This is a genomic window from Guptibacillus hwajinpoensis, assembly GCF_005144865.1.
In the GTDB taxonomy this organism is placed as follows: Bacteria; Bacillota; Bacilli; order Bacillales; family Guptibacillaceae; genus Guptibacillus; species Guptibacillus hwajinpoensis_A.
In genome coordinates this window covers 307,534-333,296 of the sequence record NZ_SWFM01000003.1, presented here as the reverse complement: position 1 = coordinate 333,296, position 25,763 = coordinate 307,534, and the positions used below count along the sequence as shown (strand labels likewise).

The window sequence follows — 25,763 nt, the reverse complement described above, 5'->3', positions numbered from 1 at the left end:
TGGCGTTAAGCTTCCGATTCAACTCCTGGTCCAAGATAGAATATGCCGCCATTAATGATGTCTACCGTGATGACGGGCTCGTATTGCTTCCTAAGCGCCTCTTTCTCAACTTGGTAGCTTTCTACATCCGTGCTTCCATCATAGAACTGATCAAGGAGAAGTTGGTCAGCTGCCCATCGTTTTTTCGCCTCGTCTGCCCAACTATGCTCTTCTTGTGAGACAAGCATATCAACAACACCTTCAAGGCGAGTTAAGCCACTTGATGGTTTTATAATTGGACTGATCGTGAAGGTGTAATCTGGAATTTTTGGTGTAAGTGATTTAGTGAGTAGTAAATCATGAAAGTCACTTACGACTGCACCACTTACAAGATGCAAACCTAGTGATAACAAGCGATGCTTTTTTCGATCGCATTGATAAGACACCTTAATATTGAGCCCAAGCCACGGGTGCAGTGGAAGCTGTTGATGCGGTGAGGTTGGAATCTCTTCATACAGCCGGATATATGACGCAAGCTTCTTGGTTGAAGAAAAAATTTGATGAAGCCTTGGTGCTCCGAAATGAATAAACTCACCATTTTCTTCAATGTGCTGGTTTGTTATGAGAGAAAGTGACATTGGACGTGGAGTTCCGCCGATTTTCTCTAAATAATGCCAGTAGAACGGACGATTCATCAATTCTTTATCGAGTTGAACTGTTAGTTGGACGGAAAGAGCACCGGGCCTTTCATTTAAAATGGCACAGTCGTTGGCAACGAAATACGAGCGTAGGTAATTATGAATATTTTCTTGTCGCATCCGTATCCTCCTTCTGATTCTGCTGGTAGTTAATTAATTCCTTAATGTTCTCCATCTTAATACGAATTTCACCTTCACTTTCAGAGTGAAGTAAAATATCTGAAATATGCTTTTCGATATCACGCATGCCAAGTCGTGTTAGAATTTCATCCAGTTGCCCAATGACGCTTTCAAAGAGTTGGATTTTTTCATAAAGCAGGGTTAGGATGTGCTCTTCCACTGTATGTTTTGTAGCAAAGTTATAAATATGAACATCGCTTTCTTGACCAAGGCGGTGGATACGTCCAATTCGTTGTTCAATTCTCATTGGATTCCATGGAAGATCATAATTGATAACATGCTGACAGAATTGAAGGTTGATTCCTTCACCACCTGCTTCTGTTGCAATTAGCACTTTTGCATGATTCTTAAATAGTTCTTTCATCCAATCCTTTTTGCCGCGCTTAAAGCCACCTCTGAAGGGAACAGAAGTGATACCGTGTTCTTTAAGGAACCATTGTAGATAGATTTGTGTTGCTCGATATTCAGTAAAAATAATCACTTTACCTTCAATTGATTGGATGAGTTCAAGAGCTTTTTGAGCTTTAGAGTTAGTTGGTACGCCTTCAATCTTCTTAATCAGCTCATTCATTAATGCACGAGCGTGATCACTGACGTTTTCTTTCTCTAGCATTTTCTTAAGTGTCATATAAGCGGCTTCTCGGCTTGAGCATATTTCTCTTAATAACGTAATAATTGAAAATTGACTACGTGTAGCGACAGGTTCTTTCTTTAATGCTTCAACGGATCGATAAAGATCCTCTTCCTCAGGGCTTAACGTAATTGGTACCGTTTCGACAATACGTTCAGGCCAGTCCATACCAGTATCCTCACGACGGTTTCGTACCATTACCTTCTGGATTAGTGCTTTCAGTCTTTCTTCATCCTCAACACTTTTTTCTTTTCCTTTATAATCTTTCTCAAAGTTCTCGTAGCTTCCTAGGTGACCTGGTTTTAGAAGTGAGACAAGATTAAATACTTCGTCCAATCGATTTTGGACAGGTGTGGCTGTTAAGAGAAGGCAGAATTTTTTAGGAAGATGCTGGACAAACTCATAGTTTTTTGTTCGGTTGTTTTTAAGTCTATGTGCTTCATCGATAATAACCATATCGTATTGCTGGTCATAAACAATAGAGCGGTGGGGCTCCCTTTTTGCTGTATCAATTGAAGAAACAATCACATCACACTGATCCCAAACATAGCTTTTTCGTTGAACAACTGCAGGGATATAGAACTTTTGATTTAACTCAATAGCCCACTGGGAAACGAGTGATGCTGGAACAAGAATCAAAACCTTTTTGACTAGTCCTCTAATCATGTATTCTTTAATAATAAGGCCAGCTTCGATGGTTTTCCCTAGTCCTACTTCATCGGCTAAGATTGCTTTTCCATTCATTTCCTCTACAACCCGCCGTGCAGCTTCAAGCTGGTACGGGTGAGGAGTTAGATGTGGTAGGTGCGCAGGTGCCTGCAAACCTGTAAAAGATGGAATTGCTGTATGCTTTTCTGCTTCGATTGCAAGTTTAAACAGCTCCCAATTTGCCCATGGCCCGTCCTCTTCTATTTGCTTAATAAAGTTATTTGTCCAATCTTGATCGAAATGCAGTTCTGTCCTCATTATGAAAACCCTTTCTAGCAAGATGTTAATTACGAATGATATTTTTTTAATATGTATTAATGTTCGCTTTTTGTTAATTAGTACAAATACTTTCAATCTTAAAAAGATTGTTGCCAACCTTACTCTGGTAGTGGTAGGATTGAAATCGAAAGCATTACTAGTATGAATCAAACGATGAAATCCAATACCTTAAAACTGAAAATAGGCGAATGAAAGCAAGAGGAGAGACTGCCATGTGCAGCGCCGAAGGAGCAAGCAAATTTGTGAATCTCTCAGGCAAAAAGACTCTTGCTAGACGCACCTCTGGAGAGAGCTATTATAGCCGCCAAAGATGTAATTCTCGCTATTGTGAGAAGAAACTTTCAGGTCAACGGGACAGAGAAACTGCGCTTTTTACAGCGGGTTTCTCTGTCCTTTTTTTGTACTGATAAATGACTCAGGGAGGTAATAAGATGAATTCCTTATTAAAAACACCATTATATGAAACTTATCAAGCAATGGGAGCAAAAACGATTGACTTTGGAGGTTGGGCACTTCCTGTTCAATTTTCGAGTATTAAAGAAGAACACGAAGCGGTTCGAACTCGCGCTGGTCTCTTCGATGTTTCTCATATGGGAGAAGTTGAAGTAAGAGGTGAGCAGGCCCTTGCTTACCTTCAGAAAATGATGACGAATGATGTGAGTAAGCTTAAGGTAAATGGTGCTCAATATACAGCCATGTGCTACGAAGATGGTGGAACAGTTGATGATTTGCTTGTTTATAAGCATGCAGATGATCATTATTTACTCGTTGTCAATGCAGCGAATACTGAGAAAGATTACGAATGGTTAGAGAAGCATATTGAACCTGGGGTTTCCATTAAGAATATTTCAAGTGAGATGGCACAACTTGCTATTCAGGGACCTAAAGCGGAGACTATTTTACAACGTCTCACAAGTACAGATTTAAGTTCAATTGGCTTCTTTAAGTTTCAAAATGACGTGAAGATTGATGGAATCAATACACTTGTCTCAAGAACGGGATATACAGGAGAAGACGGATTTGAACTATATACTGCATGGGAAGATGCACCTGCTCTATGGAACATCATTCTAGCTACTGGAGAGCCTGAACACATTCTACCTTGTGGCCTCGGCTCACGAGACACGCTTCGTTTTGAAGCAAAGCTTGCTCTTTATGGTCAAGAATTAACAAAAGATATTTCGCCTCTTGAAGCTGGAATTGGTTTTGCTGTTAAGACCGCTAAAGAAGCAGAATTTATTGGGAAGAGTGCACTTGTAGCGCAACGGGAAAACGGACTTGAACGGAAGCTAGTCGGAATTGAAATGATTGATCGAGGTATTCCTCGCACGCATTATCCGGTATATAAAGGCGAAGAGCTTATTGGTGAAGTAACGACAGGAACACAGTCACCTACTCTAAAGAAAAATGTAGGTCTTGCTTTACTTAAGAAAGAGTATACAGAGATTGGAACTGAACTAGATGTAGAGATCAGAAAGAAACGTGTAAGTGCAAAAGTCGTTCCATCACCATTCTATAAGCGAGAGAAATAAAGGGATACCGAGGAGGAGAAGAGACATGAAACATCGTTACCTGCCAACAACTGATCAAGACCGCAAAGAAATGCTTGAAACCATTGGAGTAGAATCTGTACAGGAGCTTTTTGCTGATATTCCAGAAGCTATTCGCTTCAAAGGTGAACTTAATGTAGAGAAGCAGCTTTTTGAACCGGAACTTATTCGCTATATGTCTAAACTCGCTTCAAAGAATGCGAATACACAAGAGAACGTTTCGTTTTTGGGTGCTGGAGTTTATGACCATGCTATTCCTTCGGTCGTTGACCATGTCATTCGCCGCTCTGAATTCTACACAGCGTATACACCATATCAGCCTGAAATTTCGCAGGGTGAGTTACAAGCTATCTTTGAGTTCCAGACTATGATTAGTGAACTTACAGGAATGGAAGTTGCGAATTCATCTATGTATGATGGACCAACTGCACTAGCTGAAGCTGGTTTATTAAGTGCAGGTCAAACAAAGAAGAAGAAAATTATCGTTTCAAAAGCTGTGCATCCAGAAGCTCGCGCGGTTATTGATACGTATGCAAGAGGACAGCACCTTTCTGTTACTGAAGTAGATTCACTCAATGGTGTGACAGATCTTGATAAACTGAAGAGTGAAATTGACGAAGATACAGCGTGTGTGATGATTCAATATCCAAACTTCTTCGGGCAATTAGAGCCGTTACCAGAGATTGAGAAGCTTGTTCATGAGCAAAAAGCAATGTTTGTTGTATCGAGCAATCCCCTTGCACTAGGACGTTTAACACCTCCAGGAGAAATGGGGGCAGATATTGTAGTAGGAGATTGTCAACCATTTGGAATTCCAGCACAGTTCGGAGGACCTCATTGTGGTTATTTTGCAGTAACGAAAAAGCTCATGCGTAAGGTGCCGGGTCGACTAATCGGCCAAACCACTGATGATGAAGGACAGCGAGGTTTTGTTCTTACCCTTCAAGCGCGGGAGCAACATATTCGTCGTGATAAAGCAACATCCAACATTTGTTCCAATCAAGCACTAAATGCACTCGCTTCGTCAGTAGCAATGAGTGCACTTGGTAAGGAAGGTGTTCGGAACATGGCTGAGCAGAACATCAAAAAGGCTCATTACGCAAAGGCTCAACTAGAAAAAGCTGGTGTGGAAACAGTGTTTGATGGAGTATACTTTAATGAATTCGTCGTTAAATTGAATGGTTCAGTTAAAGAACTAAATCGTAGGCTTATGAAAAAGGGCATTATTGGTGGGTATGATCTTGGCCGTGACTATCCTGAGCTAGCAAACCACATGTTGATTGCAGTAACAGAGAATCGTACGAAAGATGAAATTGATGCATTTGCAGAAGAAGTGGGGGGAGCACAATGAACACAACTAAAGACCAGGCTTTGATTTTTGAACTGAGCGAGCCAGGACGAATTTCGTATAGTCTTCCAGAACTTGATGTGCCTGATGTTGATCTTGATGAATGGCTACCTGAAGAATTTAACCGCAAAAACGAACCAGAGCTTCCCGAAGTGTCAGAACTTCAACTTATGCGTCATTATACTGCGCTATCAAAGCGTAACCATGGTGTAGACTCAGGTTTCTATCCACTTGGCTCTTGTACGATGAAGTACAACCCCAAAATTAACGAGGACGTAGCAAGATATCCTGGATTTGCATTTATTCATCCACTACAGGAAGAAGAAACGGTGCAGGGAGCACTTGAAATGATGTATAACCTTCAACAGAACCTTGTAGCTGTTACAGGTATGGATGAAGTTACACTTCAGCCTGCTGCAGGTGCGCATGGAGAGTGGACGGGACTTATGATGATTCGCGCTTATCATGAGGCAAACGGAGATTATAACCGTACAAAAGTCATTGTTCCTGACTCAGCTCATGGAACAAATCCAGCTTCAGCAACGGTTGCCGGATTTGAAGCTGTAACTGTAAAGTCAAATGAAAAAGGCATTGTTGATCTTGAAGATTTGAAGAGAGTAGTAGACGGAGATACTGCTGCGCTTATGCTCACTAACCCGAATACACTTGGCTTGTTTGAAGAACAAATTATAGAAATGGCTGAAATTATTCATAATGCTGGCGGAAAGCTTTATTATGATGGTGCGAACATGAATGCAATTATGGGAGCAGCTCGTCCAGGAGACATGGGCTTTGATGTTGTGCATTTGAATCTTCATAAAACATTCACTGGCCCTCACGGAGGAGGAGGTCCTGGATCTGGCCCGGTAGGTGTGAAAGCTGATTTGATCCCTTATCTACCTAAGCCTGTGCTAGTAAAAGAGGATGGTGCGTATCGTTTTGAATACGATCGACCTCAATCAATTGGTCGCGTTAAACCTTACTACGGTAATTTTGGCATTAATGTTCGTGCATATACGTACATCCGCACGATGGGTCCTGAAGGATTGAAGCAAGTTTCAGAGAATGCTGTATTGAACGCAAATTACATGATGAGACGGTTGCAGGATGCATTTGTTCTTCCGTATAAACAGCATTGTAAGCATGAGTTTGTTATTTCAGGGAAGAACCAGAAGAAGCTTGGTGTTCGTACGCTTGATATGGCAAAGAGGCTGCTTGACTTTGGATATCATCCTCCAACCATCTACTTCCCTATTAATGTAGAGGAATGTATGATGATTGAACCAACAGAAACAGAATCTAAAGAAACCTTAGATGAGTTTTGCGATCGTCTGCTTCAAATTGCAAAGGAAGTAGAAGACAATCCTGAAATTGTACAAGAAGCACCGCACACCACCGTTATCGGTCGCCTTGACGAAACCACAGCAGCAAGAAAACCTATTTTACGTTATCAAAAAGCGTAATAAAACCACCAAGTAAAGGCTCAATTCGAAAAGAGTGTTGTTTTTGAGTGAGTTTTTTTATAATAAAACCCCACTTACCTGATTGGAGCGGAAATCAACCACTACTCTTAAGGCAACAATATCTTCGAAAACAGCCTATAAAAAAGCAGCTGCGCGCATGCAGCTGCTTTTTCTACTTCTTTTTAACTTTGCCGCCCCATTTTTTGAAGCCGCCTTTCAATTGATACAGGTCTTTAATACCGTGTTTTCTTAGAATGCTTGCAGCACGAGCTACAATAATGCCATTGTAATCGTACATATAGACCGGCTGATCTTTACGAATTTCTTTAATGCGCATTTTTAACTGACTGACAGGAATATTTCTAGCGCCAAGAATATGGCCATTGTCAAACTCATTTGGTTCGCGTACATCAATAAGTTGAGCTTTGCGATACCCTGCGCGGAATTCTTCTTCCGTTAACGTTTTCACATTCTTTTTTTGCATGAATCGCGAAATGACAATATAGACAATAAACGCGACGAGTAGTGCGATTGCGATAATCCATTCCATAAAATGTGTTACACCCTTTCAAATAAAATCGACAACTTTAAGTTTACACGTCTTTTCAGCTTTCCGCAAAAGAAAATAACAATGAAAGAAAAAATGTGATTGATTGACTCTTATAGAAACAATGTCTACGAAAACAGCCTTATTAATAGTATGGATAAAGAAAAGTAGTTGGAATTATTTAAGCTAGTTAATTAGTCATAAATAAGTAAGTTCAATGGTCATCTATTTTATCCTCTGCTAGAATAAAATAGGAGTTAGAATATTGACGTGGTAAAGGAGTTCCTGTAATGAAGCAATGGGCATTTATTGATTCGGGAGAATGTTCTCCAGAGTATAATATGGCGCTTGATGAAGCGTTACTTAAATGGCACAGTGAAGGTTTAATTCCACCAGTAATACGTTTCTATGGTTGGGATCCTGCAACCTTATCGATTGGATATTTTCAACAAGTTGAACGTGATATTAATTTAGAAACTGTCAAAGAGTATGAACTCGGGTTTGTAAGAAGGCCAACTGGTGGACGAGCTGTTCTACACGATAAAGAAGTGACTTACAGTGTGATCGTTTCGGAAGACTACCCCGATATGCCTTCAACTGTGACAGAAGCTTATCGCGTGATTTCTGAAGGTCTTTTAATAGGGTTTCAAAAGTTAGGACTTGATGCGTACTTTGCTGTTCCTAAGACGGAAGAAGAAAAAGCAGAGCTTCGCGCACCTCGATCTGGCGTTTGTTTCGATTCACCTTCCTATTATGAGCTTGTTGTAGAAGGCAGAAAAGTAGCTGGAAGTGCACAAACGAGACAGAAAGGTGTAATTCTCCAGCACGGTTCCATTCTACTTGATATCGATGAGGACAAGCTTTTTGATTGCTTTAAATTTAAAAATGATCGGATAAGGGAACGAATGCAGCGAGGATTTCGTAAAAAAGCGGTAGCAATTAACGCACTTCGTCCAACGCCAGTATCTATGGAAGAAGCTGTAGAGGCTTTTTACGCTGGATTTGAAAAAGGACTTAACATTGATCTTGTACCATACCGATTATCTGAAGAACAAGAGAACTTTGTGAACCAACTTGCAGAAGAAAAATACGCAAGTGATAAGTGGAATTACAGCAAATAAGCACCTATACAGGGTGCTTTTGCTATTGACTTAATAGGAACAAGTGTTCTAATGTTATAGATGGTACATAAGGTAAAGAAATAAAAAGAATTGGGATAGTAGAGGAGTTGAGTGGACAGAGATACGCGTGATGTGCAATGGACAAAATTCCTCTTTTTTCATTGTTCTTCGTAGTAAATCTCGATTTATCGAGTAAAAACTTTTATTTTCATTGTATTTGAAAGTTGACAAATGCACTTCGTCTATCGTCATTTCACTATATGTAGTGTTATCTGAATATTTATTAATACTATATATGGTGGAAAATGATTGTCTGCATGATGGACATGTGCTAATATTAATCAATAAGATTTATTGCTTTTATACACATCTAGATAAACCTATATATGTATAAATGTCGAAATGGAGGGGTTATATGACTATTCAAACTGATGAAAGAAGAAGGTCAATTAACATTGAGCAGTTAAATAAAGACATTGAAATGTTTACACAGGTTCATCCAATCACTGAAGATATGCATCTTTCCCACAAAGGTGTTAGTCGTCTGGTTATGCTTGATCGCTATGCGTTTAAAGATACAGAAAAACGCACGCTACAAAAAGGTGATTTCGTTGTCCTAACGATTAAAGAAGACCCTAAATTTCCTGCACGAGGTCTTGGTTTTGTTGAAGAACTCCATTATGAATTGAATAAAGCGACTGTAGCTGTTCATGAAGATTATGTTGGTGTACTGGATACAGAAGAAGAACGTGAGTCAGGCATGATTGTTCGATCACTTGATGTGATTGAGAAACCTCTTGAAGTTTTCTATGAACAGATTGCGCGTCGAAATGCACGCGGTCTCGCAGATGTAGAGAAAACAGAAGGAGAGAAGAAATACTGGGAAGACCGCTTCTATAATGAGCTCTCTTCCTTGAATTTTGTTCCGGCGGGTCGTGTTCTTTACGGTGCAGGAGCTGACACAGAAGTAACCTACTTCAACTGTTATGTTATGCCGTTTCCCCAAGATTCAAGAGAAGGTATTTCGGAGCACCGCAAACAGGTTATGGAAATAATGAGCCGAGGCGGTGGAGTCGGAACGAACGGCTCAACGCTGAGACCTCGAAATACGCTTGCAAGAGGGGTTAACGGTAAATCTTCAGGATCAGTATCTTGGCTTGATGATATCGCGAAGTTAACACATCTTGTGGAACAGGGCGGGTCCAGACGTGGAGCTCAAATGATTATGCTAGCTGACTGGCATCCAGATATTGTTGAATTTATTATTTCTAAGATGCAAAACCCACGTATTCTACGTTTCCTTGTTGAGAATACGAAGGACGAACAAATTAAAAAACTTGCCGAAGATAAATTGAAATTCACACCTCTATCTGAATCAGAAAGATCGATGTACCAAAGCATTCTAAACTATCGAAGTATTCCTGGTACTGGTGGATTTGAAGAAAAGGTTATGCAAGATGCACAGGAAAAGCTTCTTACAGGAGGCACCTATTCTGTTCATAATCCTGACTTTTTGACAGGTGCAAATATCTCAGTTTGCCTTACGAAAGATTTCATGGATGCTGTTGAGAATGATGGAGAATACGATCTTAGGTTCCCAGATGTGGAGAACTACTCTAAGGAACAAATGGCTCTCTACAATGAGAATTGGCATGAATCCGGTGATGTACGTGACTGGGAGGAGCAAGGATTCCCTGTTAGAACGTACCGCAAAGTAAAAGCGAAAGAACTTTGGGACTTAATTAACATTTGTGCAACGTATTCTGCTGAACCTGGTATTTTCTTTATCGATAATGCGAATGAAAAAACCAATGCTACATCTTACGGACAAAAAGTAGTCGCAACAAACCCTTGTGGAGAGCAGCCGCTCGCGCCATATTCGGTATGTAACTTAGCAGCAGTAAACCTTGCAGAAATGGCAAACAAAGAAACAAAAACCGTTGATTTTGATAAGTTAAAGGAAACTGTCGAAGTTGGCGTACGTATGCAGGACAATGTTATAAACGCAACACCCTATTTCCTTGACGAAAATGAGAAACAGGCTCTTGGTGAACGCCGTGTGGGTCTTGGTGTTATGGGCCTTCATGACCTTCTAATCTATTGCGAAACAATATACGGATCTGAAGAAGGAAATAAGTTAACTGATCAAATCTTCGAAACGATTGCGACCACGGCTTATCGTGCATCAGTTGATCTAGCGAAAGAAAAAGGTAGCTTCCCGTTCCTTGAAGGATCAACACTAGAAGAAACAAATCGCCTTCGTGAAGCGTTTGTTAACACTGGTTACATGCAACAAATGCCAAATGATATTCGTGAGAGTATTCTAGATTATGGAATTCGAAACTCACACCTACTGACAGTTGCACCAACTGGAAGTACCGGTACGATGGTAGGGGTATCAACTGGACTTGAGCCTTACTTCTCTTTCTCTTACTATAGGAGTGGAAGACTCGGTAAATTTATTGAAGTTAAAGCTGATATTCTTGCTGAGTATTTTGAAAGAAATCCAGAAGCTGACACAGAGAAACTACCTGAATGGTTTGTTTCAGCAATGGAGCTTGCTCCTGAAGATCATGCTGATACACAATGTGTTATTCAGCGATGGGTAGATAGTTCTATTTCCAAAACAGTTAATGCACCTAAAGGCTATACAGTTAAGCAAGTCGAAGCTGTATATGAGCGTCTATATAACGGTGGTGCAAAAGGTGGAACTGTTTATGTAGACGGCAGTCGTGATTCTCAAGTTCTAACTCTTAAAGCGGAAGAAAACTCGTTTGAACAACTTGAGTTCGATGATGGTATGCAAGAGAAAAAGCAGGTTGTTCTTGTAGATACGATTACTGATCTCCGTTCAACAGACGTTACCATTGGTTCAGAAGTAGGTAATACTTGTCCTGTATGTAGGAAAGGACAAGTTAAAGAAATCGGTGGATGTAACACCTGTGACAACTGTAGTGCACAGTTAAAATGCGGACTGTAGAATAGTGAAGATTGAAGGATAGGCGATATTGTTTATCCTTCAATCTTTTTGTGTTGTTATACAATCTCAAACCCTAGGTAATACGTATTGGAAATTCTGAATTTCATGTTAAACTGCCTAGATAAAGCTTGTCTTAACTGTTTATGTTAGTGGTAAAAGCGAATGGAACCTTTCCTTGTATCAGCCCATACTATGGTGTATGCTTTTATTGTCTGGCTTAAATGGAATAAAAGATGGAGGGAATCCAATGGCCACTACTCCAAGTATGGAAGATTATATCGAACGAATTTATGCACTAATAGACGGAAAAGGTTATGCCCGCGTATCTGACATCGCGGAAGCATTAGAGGTACATCCCTCCTCGGTAACCAAAATGATTCAAAAATTAGATAAAGGTAAATATGTCGTTTACGAAAAATATCGCGGCTTCATGCTTACTCCTAAAGGAAAAAAGCTTGGCAAGCGTCTCGTTGATCGCCATGCTTTGCTTGAACAATTTTTAAGTGTTATCGGGGTCAATGAGGAAAATATATACGAAGATGTTGAAGGCATTGAACATCATCTTAGCTGGGATGCAATCGATCGAATAGGCGATCTTGTACAGTATTTTGAAGAAACAGGTAAACGAGTAGAGGAGCTGCGTGAAGTGCAGCGGAAAAACGAAGAGCAATCCGAATAATCATTCGGATTGCTCTTTTTATGTACTAAAAGTCATCAAGGAAGCTTACGCTGTAATAAGGTAGAAAGGGGGCGTGCATGTGTTTATTGACGGCGTGTTTTCTGGTGGTGGCGTGAAGGGAATAGCACTAGTCGGAGCCCTTCAAGCCGTCGAGAAAAGGGGTCTCACATTTAAACGAACAGCAGGAACAAGCGCTGGAGCCCTGATGGCTTCTCTTATTATAGCTGGTTATAAAGGAAGTGAGCTAGAGAAGATATTGCTTGATACGGATCTTACAACATTGCTAGAACGAAACCCTGGCTTCACTTTTCCAATGATGAGATGGTTAATGCTCTATTGGAATTTAGGGCTTTATTCAGGGAAGGATTTAGAAAATTGGGTTGGAGAACTTCTGAAGGAAAAAGGAATAGAAACGTTTGGAGACTTACCTGAGGGATCCTTGAAGATCATAGTGTCCGATATTACAAAGGGGCGATTGGTAGTCATACCTGATGATCTTGATCAATATGGATTTGTACCAGAGCAGTTTTCTGTTGCTAAGGCGGTGCGGATGAGTGCGAGTTTACCATTCTTTTTTAAGCCACAACCACTTTACACCATTGGTGGAAAAAAACACTTCATTGTAGATGGGGGTATTTTAAGTAACTTTCCATTGTGGGTTTTTCAACCTAAAGAGAAAAAGAAAGCAGTGAGACCTGTATTGGGATTTCAATTAAGCGCAAATTTCGAACACACTTCGGAACATAAAATAACCAATGCAGTGGATATGTATCATGCCCTTTTTGAAACCATGAAACAAGCCCATGATGCAAGATATATTGAAGAGCAGAAAGCTCAGAATATCGTCTTTATACCTGTAAATCAAGATGTGACGACTGAATTTAAATTAGAAAGACAGGGTCAAAAGAAGTTAATCCAGCTTGGAAAAGATCGCACAACACAGTTCTTGGATACGTGGAGGAAACTACCTGATTTCACATAAAGAAAAGCTAGCTGAAAGGACTCAGCTAGCTTTTCTTCTAAAAAAGAGCTCTATTTTTCTTTTTCCCTTTGCGGCCTTCAATGACTGTAAAGGGATTTTGCTTTTTATCATCTTGTAAAGATCGTTTTTTAGGCATGAGTCGTTTTGATGGTATAACGCGCAGGTGAGGCGCATTTCTACGTGATGCACTTTTCTTTTTCTGCATTTTGGATGATTGCTTTGCGGCTTTTTGGTAGGACGTTGATTGTTTCCCCATTCTCTTTGTCATCAGTTTCCTGACAAGAAAAATGACGAGAGCAGCAATCGCGGCGGTAATTAGAAGCTGCGTGACAAGACCCATTGGGTCAGTGAACAGTTTCCAAATGAAGCCGAGAGCAGCAAGACCAATAATCATATAAATAAGAGGTTGAACAACACGGCGCGACAAATGATTCACCTCCTGTTCGTCTTTAAACAACTTTAGTGCTAGAATCATCTTCCTCTCGTATTTTATCGCGAGAAAGTAATTCGTTAAATGAATGGATTGCCACATCAACTTGCTTGTCATCAGGGTTCTTTGTTGTGAGTAGCTGAACCCAAAGACCAGGATAGCCAAGTACTTTTAGAACTGGTACATCTCTCAATTTGTTCGTTAACTGCAGTACTTCGAAGGATACACCAAGTACAACAGGAATGAGAACAACACGATAGACTAACCTTACCCATAAAGGATCAGTAGGAACTAACAGGTAAATAAATACCCCAATGACTACTGTAAATAAGATGAAGCTACTTCCACATCTATAGTGCAAACGAGATTGTTTCTGAACATTCTCAATCGTAATTGGAAGTCCAGCTTCATAAGCGTTTATCACTTTATGCTCAGCACCATGGTATTGGAACACACGCTTAACAATTGGCGTAAGCGATATGAAGTAAATATAGCTAAGGAGAAGAATGAGCTTGATGAATCCTTCAATGAGGTTCTGCACAACATGCCCAGGGAAAATAAACTCCAGTGAAGCAGCAGCTAGTGCGGGTAAAAGCGTAAATATTGTTTTCACAAATGCAAAGGATATAACGCCAATTGCAGCAGCACCTAATAACAAAGTTAGTTTAGAAGGTTCTTCTTTCCCTAATACTTCTTCATCTTCTGAAGGGTCTACATCATAACGCTCACTTGAGAAATTTAAATGCTTAGTACCGTTTCCGCTTGCATCAATAATCGCGACTACACCACGGATAAAAGGTATTTTCTTAAGCTTTGTTCGAATTGGTTTCGGCTGCTTTGGGACTTCTAGATAATCAATTGAATCGTCCTTCCGCCGAATAGCAGTTACAGATGTATGTTTTCCTTGAAACATGACACCTTCAACAACTGCTTGCCCGCCATATGCCGGCTTGTTTGAATCTGACAATATCTCTCACCAACCTATTATGTTAAGTAGAATGTTTAACGATATTCTAGCAATTGCTAATGTACTTAACTTACATTCTACAAGAAATAGGCAAAAACCTCTAGGTAAGAGATTCTAATAATCATTTTCCCCAACATAATTTATTTTAATCTTATCAACATGTCATTTTATTAATAAATAATTCACCAATCAATTGGAGAAGCTAAGCCGTGAGGTGAATGATATGGAAAAAGAGACAAAACAGGATCAAAACGATCAAGAGCAACTGGAGCAAGATAAAAAAGAACAACCTCTTTCTTTCACATCAAAAATTGTAACAATAGGTATTGTTGGAGGGGTGTTCTGGGGTTTAATAGGGTACTTAACCTATCTCTTTAAATTTACAAAAGTACCTCCATCCCTTATTCTATCGCCGTGGGCTCTGGGTGAGTGGAAGAATGAGCAACTTGGCCAGTGGATTGGTATATTGGCAATGGGTCTCGTTTCAATTCTTGTCGCATTTGTTTACAAGGTAACACTTGTGAAAATCAATAACATGCTTGCCGGACTTGGGTATGGTCTTGTTCTTTGGGTCATTGTTTTCTACTTATTAAATCCGATGTTCCCGGAACTTCCTTCAATCATGAAGCTCGATAAAAATACAATGGTCACCACCATCTGTCTATATCTATTGTATGGTGTATTTATCGGTTATTCGATTTCGTTCGAATATCATGAGAACCAGCAGGCGAGCACATCCTATTCAAACAAATGAAGCTATGGTAGAATGTTCATGGAACATTCTCTTTTTTTTGAACGCTATTAGGACATCACCATCGTTTTACAGTGTAGAACAAGTCGTGGTAAAGGGGCCAGGGATGAAAACTTTCTATGTGCTTAACGGACCGAATTTAAATAGGCTTGGTAAACGCGAGCCAGGGATATATGGAAGTGAAACCCTCGAAACGGTTGAACGTCGATTAGCTGAGGTGGCTGATGAAAATCAGATATCGATTGTTTTTCGACAATCAAATCATGAAGGTGATTTAATCGATTGGATTCATGAAGCAGAGGATGCAGCGGGTATCATTATTAATCCCGGTGCTTTTACTCATTATAGTTATGCTATTCGAGATGCAATTGCTAGTGTTACTGTCCAAGTAGTTGAAGTGCATATTTCAAATGTACATAACCGTGAACCATTCCGACATACCTCTGTTATTTCACCTGTTACAAAAGGGCAAATTGTAGGGTTTGGAACGAATGGATATGAACTAGCACTAAGGTCATTTCTATAATCCAGAAGGAGGACGAATAAGTGGAACGTATTGAGAAACTACGTCAATCATTTAAAGAATATGATATTGATGCAATGTTAATTACTTCAACGAGCAACCGTAGGTATTTTTCTCACTTTACAGGTAGCTCTGGTGTTGTCCTTATAACAGAGAAGGAAGCCAAGTTTGTTACAGACTTCCGTTATATTGATCAAGCAGAAGAACAGGCGAAAGGCTTTGATATCGTTCAGCACAAAGGACCTATAGTGGATGAAGTTGCTAAAGTAGCAAATCAACTAGGTGTTAAGAAACTAGGCTTTGAAGAAACTCAGCTTACATATCATGTTTTTAAAGCGTATGAGAACAAAGTCGAGGGAACACTTATTCCAATTAGCGGATTGCTTGAGAAGCAACGAATGATTAAAGATTCTAGTGAATTAAAGGTGTTAAAAGAAGCAACTGAAATTGCGGATGCAGCTTTCCAACACATCACAAACTATATTAGAACTGGTTTAACAGAACTTGATGTTTCTAATGAACTAGAATTTTTCATGAGAAAAAATGGCGCTACATCATCTTCTTTTGATATTATAGTTGCGTCAGGTGTTCGCTCTGCTCTCCCACATGGTGTTGCAAGTGATAAGGTTATTGCAAAGAATGAACTTATTACCCTTGATTTTGGTGCTTATTACAAAGGATATTGCTCTGACATTACACGAACAGTAGCTGTCGGAGATCCAGGAGAAGAACTGAAGGGTGTATATCATACTGTTCTTGAAGCTCAGCTAAAAGCGATGGAACAAATTAAGCCAGGGATGAGCGGGAAAGAAGCAGACGCCATTTCTCGTGATCATATTGCAGCTAATGGATTTGGAGATTACTTTGGCCACTCACTTGGCCATGGTATTGGACTAGAAGTCCATGAGGGCCCTGGTCTTTCTGCCAAATCTGATACGGTACTTGAACCGGGAATGGTTGTAACCGTTGAACCAGGTATTTACTTGTCTGGTAAAGGCGGCGTTAGAATTGAAGATGATACTGTAATCACCGAGTCAGGAAACGAAAAGCTATCTCATTCCACAAAGGAATTGCTGATCCTCGGCGAATAATAAAGAGGGGGACTACCTATGATTTCTGTTAACGATTTAAAGACAGGACTAACAATTGAAGTAGACAACGGCATCTGGACGGTTATGGACTTCCAGCATGTTAAGCCTGGTAAAGGAGCTGCTTTTGTAAGAACGAAGCTACGTAATCTTCGAACTGGCGGCATTCAAGAAAAAACATTCCGTGCAGGAGAAAAAGTTGCAAAAGCACATATCGAAAATCGCAAGATGCAATACCTTTATGCAAGTGGAGATATGCATACTTTCATGGACACAAGCTCATATGAGCAAGTTGAACTCCCTGCAGAGCAAATTAATTACGAATTAAAGTTTCTGAAAGAAAACATGGAAATTTCGATTCGTACGTATGGTGAGGAAACGATTGGCGTTGAACTACCTAATACGGTTGAACTTCTTGTAACTGAAACAGAGCCGGGAATTAAAGGCGATACTGCTTCAGGTGGAACGAAGCCAGCAACTGTCGAAACTGGTTTGACTGTTCAAGTACCATTTTTCGTCAACCAGGGTGACGTTCTAATTATTGATACTTCAAAAGGGGAATACGTTTCCCGCGGATAGTTATAACGAACCAAAACCGCTCTTTTTGAGCGGTTTTTTTTATCGCAAAGAAATGAGTGATTACTCACTTTACGAAATGCGAGTGATCAATTAATATAATAGTGAGTAATCACTTATTTAAAGGAGGTAGCTTATGGATACGTATCCGGTTCAGGCGAGTGTAACAAAGCGCTATGGAAAAACGACAATACTTGACGGTATTGAACTAACCTTTCAAAGGGGAGAGATTTTTGGACTCCTTGGACCATCAGGTTCCGGTAAGACAACGTTGGTTAAACTTCTGTGCGGTATTGAGGAAGCGACAGAAGGAACTGTTCAAGTCTTTAATCAACAAATGCCAGATCTTAACGTAATGAACCGAATGGGGTATATGGCGCAAGCAGATGCTCTATATGTTGAGTTAACAGCTAAAGAAAATTTAGAATTCTTTGCAAGCCTTAGTGGAGTTAAGCGTACGGAACGAAAAGAACGAATTCAAGAAGTAATGAAGCTAGTAGACCTTGAACAGCATCTCGATAAGAAGGTAGAGACCTATTCAGGAGGTATGAAAAGACGACTGTCTCTTGCGATAGCGTTATTGCATAAGCCGGATATTCTTTTACTTGATGAGCCCACAGTAGGTATCGATCCTTCTCTCCGTCAAAGGATTTGGGATACGTTTGAAGCGTTGCGAATGAAAGGGGTTCTTATACTGGTAACAACTCATGTGATGGATGAGGCTGAACGCTGTTCAAGATTGGGTTTAATAAGAGAAGGCAAGTTAATCGCAGTCGGAACACCAGATGAAATTAAGACAAACACCAAATCAACAACTATTGAGCAAGCTTTTCTTACTTATGGGGGGGTGAAGAGATGAGGGTTTATGCGGTAGTAATCCGTATTTTACGTCAGTTTATTCATGATAAACGAACAATGGCGCTTATGATTGTCGCTCCAATATTGGTATTAACGATGTTATCATTTGTTTTTAATGGAGAGGACCTTAAGCTGAAAATCGGGGTAGTTAATGTGCCGAATGCAGTCATTGAAAAAATAGAAGGAAACGATGTAACGGTTACTAAGATAGAAGCTACCGAGGATATAAAAGGGGTAATAAAAGAAAAAGACTACGATGCCATCATGGATTTTAATAATGAAGAAAGAAAACTTTACTTGGAGGGAAGCGATCCTTCCATAAATAAAGCTGTTGTTGAACGAATTAAAGGAAGTATAGGCTCGGAGAGTGCTGAAACCAAAATGGTTATCCTTTACACATATGGATCAAGTGATATGACAACATTTGATTATTTTGGTCCTGTTCTAGTAGGCTTCTTTATCTTCTTCTTCGTTTTTCTAATAGCAGGGGTATCTTTTTTAAGAGAACGAACCCAGGGAACACTTGAACGTCTTCTTGCAAGTCCAATTAAAAGATGGGAACTTGTCACAGGGTACGTAATTGGTTTTGGACTATTTACAATGCTTCAATCAGCTATTATCGCTCTCTATAGTATTTATATCATCGATCTAAAGATGGAGGGTTCCTTCTTTTATGTCCTTCTCGTAACACTTATGCTTGCTCTGAGTGCATTAACGCTCGGGATTTTGCTATCAGCTTTTGCAAAGAATGAACTGCAAATGATCCAATTCATACCATTAGTTGTTGTTCCGCAGCTGTTTTTCTCTGGTTTGTTTAACCTCGATACCGTATCTGATTATTTGAGTTGGATCGGTCCGTTAACACCTCTCTATTATGGAGCAGATGCTCTTCGTGATGTTATGATCAGAGGACAAGGAATATCAGAAATATGGGCCGATTTGCTTGTTTTAATTGGCTTCTCATTTGTGTTTATTATCTTGAATGTGTTTGCGCTCAAAAAACATCGACGAATATAGTGGCAGGAGGAACAGATGAAAATGAATAATAGTAAGACCGATTCGCTCCTTAATGGAGGAGAAACTGGCGAGTTGACTGATAAGCAAAAGCGTATCGTTGAAGCAGCAATTGAAATGTTCTCTGAAAAAGGATTTGCAGCTTCATCAACAAGTGAAATCGCCCGTCGTGCTGGTGTTGCAGAAGGAACGATTTTTAGACATTACAAAACGAAAAAAGAATTGTTACTAGCTATTGTAACACCAGTTATGGGAAACCTTGTGGCACCTTTCATTGTGAAAGATCTAAACAAAGTGTTAGAAAAGAACTATGAATTTTACGAAGAATTTCTTGAAGCTATGGTACGTAATAGGCGAACCTTTATTCAAAAGCATTTACCAATTGTAAGAATTCTAGTGCAAGAGATCCCCTTTCATGAAGAACTTCGTGCCCAATTTATTGAACATGTAGCAAGAGATATTTATACGCGGTTTGAAAATATCGTTCGTCACTTTCAAGAAAAGGGAGAACTAGTTCAAATGCCTCCATCTTCCGTGGTGAGGCTTACAATTTCCTCGATTATGGGCTTTTTCTTGGCTCGCTACATTTTCTTACCTGACCATGAGTGGAATGAAGAAGAAGAAATAGAAATGACGATCCAATTTATCATGAATGGAGTTAAAGCAAGATGAACATCTGGCATAAAGTAGCCAGGTGTTTTTTTGTGGTAAAGCATCATTCTTAAATGTGCAATTTCTTCATAAGTTGTACAAACAGGCAGGGGAGGCTTAGGATGCTTCATTCAGTTCTAGTTATGGGAATTCTGCGAATTGTTTCTGGACTTATCGAACTTACAGCTGCCATTCTTATCCTTCTTTTCAATGATCTTAGAAGCGCGATGTTGATCAATGCCATTCTTGCGATAGTTGGCCCAATTATTTTGATCGTTACAATGTCGGCAGGGTTAATCGGTCTTGCAGGTGATTTATCAATTGGCAAAATTCTTCTCATAGTTATTGGAGTCGCCTTCATCCTTGCAGGAACGCTCTCTTAAATAAGTTGAGACATAATCAGATTGTGTCAGGAATACTAGTGTAGGGAGAAACAAGCATAGAAAGGGGGGACATATGTGGAGGAAGTTCTTCGTCTCCTGCCAGAAGGTGTGAAAAGAATTATTCAAAATTTTTCTCAAAATGATAAAGAATCGATGGAAGAAATTCGAATCCGCATTAATAGGCCACTTGAAATTATGATGACCGGTAAGCCTGTTTTTCCTTTATTAAACGGTAGTGAGTATTATGTCTCTAAAGATGATGCGGCCCAGATGCTTAATAAACTGAGTCAATATTCGCTATATGCCTTAGAGGAAGAATTAAAGAAAGGGTTTGTCACAATTCAAGGGGGTCATCGAGTCGGTCTCGCAGGTAAAGTTATTACCACGAATGGACACGTGAAAGCAATTAGAGACATTGCTTCATTCAATGTAAGGATTGCGAGGCAGAAGCTTGGCATAGCAACACCGCTTGTTTCATATCTTTATGCAGGAGGTTGGATGAACACGATTATCCTTGGTCCACCTCAATCAGGTAAAACAACGATGCTACGTGATTTAACTCGTATTATGGGCGAAGGAGATGAGATGAGAAGGATACAGTCATCAAAAATAGGGATTGTAGATGAGCGATCTGAGATTGCTGGATGTGTAAAAGGAATTCCGCAGCATAGACTTGGTCATCGTGTAGATGTTCTAGATTCCTGTCCTAAAGCAGAAGGTATGATGATGATGATTCGCTCTATGAGTCCAGATATTATTGTCGTTGATGAAATTGGGCGACGTGAGGATAGTGAAGCGATTATTGAAGCGATTAATGCAGGTATACAACTTGTTGTAACAATACATGGTCACGTTATGGAAGATTTGTACAGGAGACCAAGCATTCAAGAATTAATACGTTCTGGCGTTTTTGAACGTATTGTTGAACTATCTCGTTCTGACGGACCTGGCACAATTAAAGCAATTAAAGATAAAACAGGTAGAGAAATCAGACGTAAAAAGGTGATGTAGCATGAAGCTACTTGGAGCAGTTCTCATAATTTTAGCTAGTACCTGGGCAGGGATTGAATGGTCTAGAACTGTAAGTGAGCGCTCGCGACAACTAAGACAGTTAAAAGCGGCACTTCAGTCATTAGAAGCAGAAATTGTTTATGGAATAACGCCACTTAGTATGGCGTGCGGTCACATATGTAGACAGGTGGGACATCCTGTATCGTGGTTTTTTGATTCATTCAGAAAAAAGCTTGATGCAGGGCATTCAACTGCTTATGAAGCTTGGATTGAAAGTATGGAGGAGGTCTGGAAGTATACTGCTTTTAAACAAGAGGAGAAAGAAATAATGAAGCAGCTTGGCGCTACAATTGGTCAGCAAGATCGTGAACACGAGCAAAAACAGCTTAAGCTTGCACTGATTCATCTCGAACGTGAAGAAAATGAAGCAAGAAATAATCAAACAAAGTATGAACGGATGTTTAAGAGCCTTGGGGTTCTCGGAGGAATTCTACTTGTCATACTTTTGATTTAGTCACTGGGAGGAAATGCGGATGAATCATGATGTAAATACAATTTTTCAAATTGCTGGTATCGGAATTATTGTTGCCATGCTTCATACCATTCTTAAACAAATGGGGAAGGAAGAATATGCTCACTGGGTAACATTGATTGGATTTATTGTTGTACTTTATATGGTGATTACGATTATTGATGACCTTTTTCAGAAAATACGGGGAGTCTTTCTTTTCCAAGGGTAGGGGGTGTCTGCGATTGATATTATTCAAATTGTTGGCCTGGGATTAATCGCAACCTTCCTTGTCATTGTCGTTAAAGAACAAAAGCCTGTGTTTGCATTTACCATTACGGTGTTCACAGGTGCTTTAATTTTTCTCTATTTAATAGGAGAGATTCAACATATTATTCAGATGTTAGAGAGCTTAGCAGCAAAGGCAAACGTAGATCTTGTATATGTAGAAACAGTCCTAAAAATTATTGGGATAGCTTATATCGCTGAATTCGGGGCTCAAATTGTAAGAGATGCGGGCCAGGGCGCGATTGCTTCCAAAATCGAACTTGCTGGAAAGCTATTGATCTTAACGATGGCGATTCCAATATTGACATTAATCATTGAAACTGTTCTTAGATTATTGCCAGCATAAGGGAGGGGGAGAGACGTGCACAAACAAAAAATCATGTTGACGATGCTATTCCTCTTTTTTTCCCTTATTACTTATACGAGTCCAGTTAATGCACAGACCGGCGAAGACAAACCAATGCCTGATCAATTTGTAGACAAGCAGTTAACATCACTAGGTTTACAAGACATACAAGCCTATTGGAACGAAGTAATTGAAGAGTATGGTGGTTTCTTGCCAGAAAGCCAAAAAGGTTCGTTTATGGAATTTGTAAAAGGTGAGAAGAAATTATCACTTAAAGCCTATTTATTAGGTTTAGTGAAATTTTTGTTTCATGAACTGCTTGTACACGGAAAGCTTCTCGGCAGTCTAATCTTATTAGCAATCTTCAGTATCCTACTACAGAATATGCAAAATGCATTTGAGCATAAAGCTGTTAGTACAGTTGCATATGGCATTATCTACATGGTTTTAATTATTCTAGCTTTGAACAGCTTCCATGTTGCGATCCAATATACAGAGAACGCAATAGCAAATATGATGGGATTTCTTCTAGCATTAATTCCTTTATTGTTAGCTCTTATGGCTTCTGTTGGTGGAGTTGCGTCAGTTGCATTCTTTCATCCAATTGTTCTATTCCTCGTCAATACTGGTGGATTACTTATTCAAAAATTTGTGTTGCCTATGTTGTTTTTATCAGCGGTACTGGCCATCGTTAGTACAATAAGTGAACATTATAAAGTTACGCAACTGTCGAATCTCATTCGAAACATAGCCATTGGTACCCTTGGTGTATTTTTTGCAATCTTTCTTGGAGTTATATCTGTTCAAGGGGCAACAACTGCTGTGGCTGATGGGATCACAATTCGAACAGCAAAATTTGTAACTGGAAACTTCATTCCTGTCGTAGGAAGAATGTTTACCGATGCAACAGATACAGTATTAAGTGCCTCTGTCTTATTGAAAAATACAGTAGGACTAGCAGGTGTCGTTATTCTTTTAATGATCTGTGCTTTTCCAGCGTTAAAGGTTCTTTCACTTGTGTTGATCTACAACATCGCAGCAGCGGTCATTCAACCGTTAGGCGGCGGACCAATTATTCAGTCATTAAATGTTATTTCAAAAAGTATCTTGTTTATCTTTGCGGCACTAGCTATCGTATCACTTATGTTTTTCCTTGCTGTCACAATAATTATTGCATCAGGGAACATAACCTTAATGGTGAGATAGGAGGGGTTAAATGAGTATTCTTACAGGCTGGGTAACAAATATCATTGTACTCATCCTGCTTGCGACGGTTCTCGAACTCTTGCTTCCGAACTCCAGTATGCAGCGATATGTCAAAATGGTTATTGGATTAATGTTAATGGCAGTCATACTTTCTCCGGTACTCACGATTTTTTCAAAAGATTTTAATTCAATGCTTAGATCTGCCACGACAAACGATTTTAACCGAAGTACAGAACTAGAAAATACAATTGAATCAAAGAAAAGTGAAATACAAGCATCGAATGCTGCATATATTGAAGAACAAATGGCTGTCCAATTGAAAAGTCAGGTTGAAAAGGAGTTGAGAGAGCGATTTAATCTTCAAATAAGTAGTATAGCACTTCAGCTAACCGAAGAAGAAGGCGAGAAGAATATTGATCAAATTGCAGTGATGGTGGAAGAAGCGGCTACTGATCAATCTGTTAGCGATATTGAAGCTGTATCTGTTTCGTTGGTAATTGAAGAAAATAATTTAGAAGATTTCGATTCAACTGATAGCGCTTCTAGGAAAGTAGCTTATTTTCTAGCAGATGAATGGGAGCTGTATCCAAAGCAGGTCGGAGTTCAGGTGAAAGGAGGAGAATAGGTTACATGGATGAAAAACCAACTAGCTGGCTCGATCAGTTAAAGCAACCAAAGAAGAAAAAAGGAATGCCATCGATCTATTTAATTATAGCGGCAGCACTTGGAATCATCTTTATGTTTGCCGGAAATTTCTTTTCTTCACCTGATCCCGGCCAGGAAGTGTTTTCCGAACTGGCAGACTCGTCTGATAGTGAACCTGCTTTCGGTCAGAATAAGTCTAATCCGTCGACAATGTCAGAATACGAGAATTTATACGAAACCCAACTGAAGGAAGCGCTCGATGAAGTAGCTGGCGTATCTGATGCAACAGTGATTGTTAATCTAGATTCTACTGAAGAGAAGGTTGTTGAGAAAAATAGCACTTCTACTGATAAATATACTTATGAATCTCCAAAAGAAGGTGGATCACGAAAAATTGAAGAGCAATCCAGTGAAGAGCAGGTAGTGGTTGTACAAAGTGACAAAGGACAGGAACCAATTATAGTAAGTACGAAAAAGCCAGTTGTTAGAGGGGTTGTGGTTGTGGCGGTTGGTGCAGAAAACATGGAAGTAAAGAAAATGATAGTCGATGCAGTGACGAGGCTACTTGATGTAAAAAGTCATCGCGTCATGGTCTTACCGAAGAAACTAAAGGGGGAATCATGAGATGGTCTTAAAAAAGCAAACGGTTTGGTTACTAACAATGCTAAGTTTAATTATTGTTCTATCGGCCTATTATATTATGACACCTGGTACTGATAATGTAGCGTTTGTAGGAGATCAAGAGCAAAGTCAAGATGATGCAAAAAGCAATGAAGCAAAAGAAACAAATGCTGAAGGGGATGTTGTTTCATCAAGCCTCTCAAGCGATGAAGCTTTTGCAGCATTAAGACTTGAAATTCAAGAGCAAAGAGATGCAGCGATTGAAGATTATACGGCTGTGATAGCAAGTGAAGCTTCTGCTGATTTACGGAACGAAGCGCATGAACAACGTCAGGAATTAATGGCGCTATCTCAACAAGAGTCAGTACTTGAGAATGTCATTAAGTCTGAAGGTTATAGTGATGCGGTTGTATATACACTCGAAAATGATAAAGTAAGGGTCATTGTAAAAGCAGATCAATTATCTAATGAAGAGGCTAATAATATTATGGTGCTTGCTCAAGAACAACTTGGAGAAGGGCACCAAATTGCAGTGGAGTTCCAACCTGCAGCGAAATAAAGATGGAGATATTCTCCATCTTTTTTTATTTGTCTATGCAATAGAGTCTTGAATAGTTTAACAATCTAGACGTTTTTTGAAGAAGTAACAATGATATACTATTATAGGAATGAAAACGTTATCTATTTTTGTTACGCTTATTGAGAAAACGCTTGATATATGCATTCTACCCTCTAAACAGAAGATATGATAT

At 39.6% G+C, this 25,763-nt stretch carries 28 protein-coding genes and 1 riboswitch; of the genes, 23 read left to right on the top strand and 5 right to left on the bottom strand.

The features are described 5' to 3' along the window. Positions 1-5: 5 nt before the first annotated feature. Together FBF83_RS12570 and FBF83_RS12565 are read right to left on the bottom strand one after the other, a co-directional pair. Positions 6-797 carry a YqhG family protein gene (locus tag FBF83_RS12570; protein WP_136947506.1) on the bottom strand — a complete coding sequence of 264 codons (792 nt, stop codon included), beginning with the start codon at positions 795-797 and terminating at the stop codon, positions 6-8. Then, positions 775-2,454 (bottom strand): DEAD/DEAH box helicase, encoded by a 1,680-nt coding sequence (locus tag FBF83_RS12565; RefSeq protein WP_136947505.1) that lies wholly within the window; start codon positions 2,452-2,454, stop codon positions 775-777. The genes FBF83_RS12570 and FBF83_RS12565 overlap by 23 nt, the downstream gene beginning before the upstream one ends. Before the next feature lie 209 nt (positions 2,455-2,663). After that, positions 2,664-2,752, top strand: a riboswitch (glycine riboswitch). A gap of 154 nt (positions 2,753-2,906) precedes the next feature. On the opposite strand from FBF83_RS12565, the gene gcvT reads away from it, so the two are divergent. From gcvT to gcvPB, 3 genes are read left to right on the top strand one after another with little or no spacing between them, the layout of a single operon-like run. Further along, on the top strand, positions 2,907-4,007 hold the full coding sequence (gcvT, locus tag FBF83_RS12560; protein WP_136947504.1) for a glycine cleavage system aminomethyltransferase GcvT: 1,101 nt from the start codon (positions 2,907-2,909) through the stop codon (positions 4,005-4,007). A gap of 25 nt (positions 4,008-4,032) precedes the next feature. Continuing rightward, positions 4,033-5,376 (top strand): aminomethyl-transferring glycine dehydrogenase subunit GcvPA, encoded by a 1,344-nt coding sequence (gene gcvPA / locus FBF83_RS12555; RefSeq protein WP_136947503.1) that lies wholly within the window; start codon positions 4,033-4,035, stop codon positions 5,374-5,376. Beyond that, on the top strand, positions 5,373-6,836 hold the full coding sequence (gene gcvPB / locus FBF83_RS12550) for an aminomethyl-transferring glycine dehydrogenase subunit GcvPB (protein WP_136947502.1): 1,464 nt from the start codon (positions 5,373-5,375) through the stop codon (positions 6,834-6,836). Before gcvPA ends, gcvPB begins: the two co-directional genes overlap by 4 nt. 172 nt (positions 6,837-7,008) lie before the next feature. Here the strand turns inward: gcvPB and FBF83_RS12545 are convergent, their stop codons facing one another. Further along, positions 7,009-7,386, bottom strand: a complete 378-nt coding sequence (locus tag FBF83_RS12545) for a rhodanese-like domain-containing protein (RefSeq protein ID WP_136947501.1) — start codon at positions 7,384-7,386, stop codon at positions 7,009-7,011. A 287-nt stretch (positions 7,387-7,673) separates the two neighbouring features. On the opposite strand from FBF83_RS12545, the gene FBF83_RS12540 reads away from it, so the two are divergent. The 4 genes from FBF83_RS12540 (at position 7,674) to FBF83_RS12525 (ending at position 13,145) form a co-directional block, all read left to right on the top strand. Then, positions 7,674-8,504 (top strand): lipoate--protein ligase family protein, encoded by an 831-nt coding sequence (locus FBF83_RS12540; protein WP_136947500.1) that lies wholly within the window; start codon positions 7,674-7,676, stop codon positions 8,502-8,504. Positions 8,505-8,919: 415 nt separating this feature from the next. Then, positions 8,920-11,484 carry a vitamin B12-dependent ribonucleotide reductase gene (locus tag FBF83_RS12535; protein WP_136947499.1) on the top strand — a complete coding sequence of 855 codons (2,565 nt, stop codon included), beginning with the start codon at positions 8,920-8,922 and terminating at the stop codon, positions 11,482-11,484. Positions 11,485-11,731: 247 nt separating this feature from the next. Then, positions 11,732-12,163: a transcriptional regulator MntR gene (gene mntR / locus FBF83_RS12530; RefSeq protein ID WP_136947498.1), complete on the top strand. Its 432-nt coding sequence runs from the start codon at positions 11,732-11,734 to the stop codon at positions 12,161-12,163. A 79-nt stretch (positions 12,164-12,242) separates the two neighbouring features. Then, entirely contained in the window at positions 12,243-13,145 is a 903-nt protein-coding gene (locus tag FBF83_RS12525; RefSeq protein ID WP_136947497.1) for a patatin-like phospholipase family protein, read from the top strand. Between the two features lie 37 nt (positions 13,146-13,182). On the opposite strand, the gene FBF83_RS12520 is transcribed toward FBF83_RS12525, so the two are convergent. Together FBF83_RS12520 and FBF83_RS12515 are read right to left on the bottom strand one after the other, a co-directional pair. After that, a complete protein-coding gene (locus tag FBF83_RS12520; protein ID WP_136947496.1) occupies positions 13,183-13,572 on the bottom strand; it encodes an SA1362 family protein in 390 nt (129 codons plus the stop codon). A gap of 22 nt (positions 13,573-13,594) precedes the next feature. After that, entirely contained in the window at positions 13,595-14,542 is a 948-nt protein-coding gene (locus tag FBF83_RS12515) for a DUF1385 domain-containing protein (protein WP_136947495.1), read from the bottom strand. A gap of 223 nt (positions 14,543-14,765) precedes the next feature. Between FBF83_RS12515 and FBF83_RS12510 the strand changes: the two genes are divergently transcribed. The 16 genes from FBF83_RS12510 (at position 14,766) to FBF83_RS12435 (ending at position 25,570) form a co-directional block, all read left to right on the top strand. After that, positions 14,766-15,296, top strand: coding sequence for a YqhR family membrane protein (locus FBF83_RS12510; protein WP_136947494.1), 531 nt, complete (start codon positions 14,766-14,768; stop codon positions 15,294-15,296). Between the two features lie 103 nt (positions 15,297-15,399). Beyond that, positions 15,400-15,819, top strand: coding sequence for a type II 3-dehydroquinate dehydratase (gene aroQ / locus FBF83_RS12505; RefSeq protein ID WP_136947493.1), 420 nt, complete (start codon positions 15,400-15,402; stop codon positions 15,817-15,819). A gap of 20 nt (positions 15,820-15,839) precedes the next feature. Continuing rightward, entirely contained in the window at positions 15,840-16,907 is a 1,068-nt protein-coding gene (locus FBF83_RS12500) for a M24 family metallopeptidase (protein WP_136947492.1), read from the top strand. A gap of 18 nt (positions 16,908-16,925) precedes the next feature. Continuing rightward, entirely contained in the window at positions 16,926-17,483 is a 558-nt protein-coding gene (efp, locus tag FBF83_RS12495; protein ID WP_136947491.1) for an elongation factor P, read from the top strand. 133 nt (positions 17,484-17,616) lie between these two features. Then, a complete protein-coding gene (locus tag FBF83_RS12490) occupies positions 17,617-18,339 on the top strand; it encodes an ABC transporter ATP-binding protein (RefSeq protein ID WP_136947490.1) in 723 nt (240 codons plus the stop codon). Further along, positions 18,336-19,355 (top strand): ABC transporter permease, encoded by a 1,020-nt coding sequence (locus FBF83_RS12485; RefSeq protein ID WP_136947489.1) that lies wholly within the window; start codon positions 18,336-18,338, stop codon positions 19,353-19,355. Before FBF83_RS12490 ends, FBF83_RS12485 begins: the two co-directional genes overlap by 4 nt. Positions 19,356-19,370: 15 nt before the next feature. Then, positions 19,371-20,024, top strand: a complete 654-nt coding sequence (locus FBF83_RS12480; RefSeq protein WP_414635127.1) for a TetR/AcrR family transcriptional regulator — start codon at positions 19,371-19,373, stop codon at positions 20,022-20,024. 101 nt (positions 20,025-20,125) lie between these two features. After that, entirely contained in the window at positions 20,126-20,386 is a 261-nt protein-coding gene (locus FBF83_RS12475) for a DUF2619 domain-containing protein (RefSeq protein WP_136947488.1), read from the top strand. A 75-nt stretch (positions 20,387-20,461) separates the two neighbouring features. Continuing rightward, positions 20,462-21,397 carry a stage III sporulation protein AA gene (spoIIIAA, locus tag FBF83_RS12470; RefSeq protein WP_136947487.1) on the top strand — a complete coding sequence of 312 codons (936 nt, stop codon included), beginning with the start codon at positions 20,462-20,464 and terminating at the stop codon, positions 21,395-21,397. Between the two features lies 1 nt (position 21,398). Then, complete coding sequence (spoIIIAB, locus tag FBF83_RS12465) at positions 21,399-21,911, top strand: stage III sporulation protein SpoIIIAB (RefSeq protein WP_136947486.1); 513 nt, start codon at positions 21,399-21,401, stop codon at positions 21,909-21,911. Positions 21,912-21,930: 19 nt separating this feature from the next. Beyond that, on the top strand, positions 21,931-22,137 hold the full coding sequence (gene spoIIIAC / locus FBF83_RS12460) for a stage III sporulation protein AC (RefSeq protein ID WP_048308951.1): 207 nt from the start codon (positions 21,931-21,933) through the stop codon (positions 22,135-22,137). 12 nt (positions 22,138-22,149) lie between these two features. Continuing rightward, complete coding sequence (gene spoIIIAD / locus FBF83_RS12455; protein ID WP_136947800.1) at positions 22,150-22,539, top strand: stage III sporulation protein AD; 390 nt, start codon at positions 22,150-22,152, stop codon at positions 22,537-22,539. A gap of 33 nt (positions 22,540-22,572) precedes the next feature. Next, positions 22,573-23,745, top strand: coding sequence for a stage III sporulation protein AE (gene spoIIIAE, locus FBF83_RS12450; protein WP_136947799.1), 1,173 nt, complete (start codon positions 22,573-22,575; stop codon positions 23,743-23,745). 10 nt (positions 23,746-23,755) lie between these two features. Continuing rightward, entirely contained in the window at positions 23,756-24,370 is a 615-nt protein-coding gene (spoIIIAF, locus tag FBF83_RS12445; protein ID WP_136947485.1) for a stage III sporulation protein AF, read from the top strand. A gap of 5 nt (positions 24,371-24,375) precedes the next feature. Then, positions 24,376-25,014: a stage III sporulation protein AG gene (spoIIIAG, locus tag FBF83_RS12440; protein ID WP_169525427.1), complete on the top strand. Its 639-nt coding sequence runs from the start codon at positions 24,376-24,378 to the stop codon at positions 25,012-25,014. A 1-nt stretch (position 25,015) separates the two neighbouring features. After that, entirely contained in the window at positions 25,016-25,570 is a 555-nt protein-coding gene (locus FBF83_RS12435) for a SpoIIIAH-like family protein (RefSeq protein WP_136947483.1), read from the top strand. Positions 25,571-25,763: the final 193 nt, after the last annotated feature.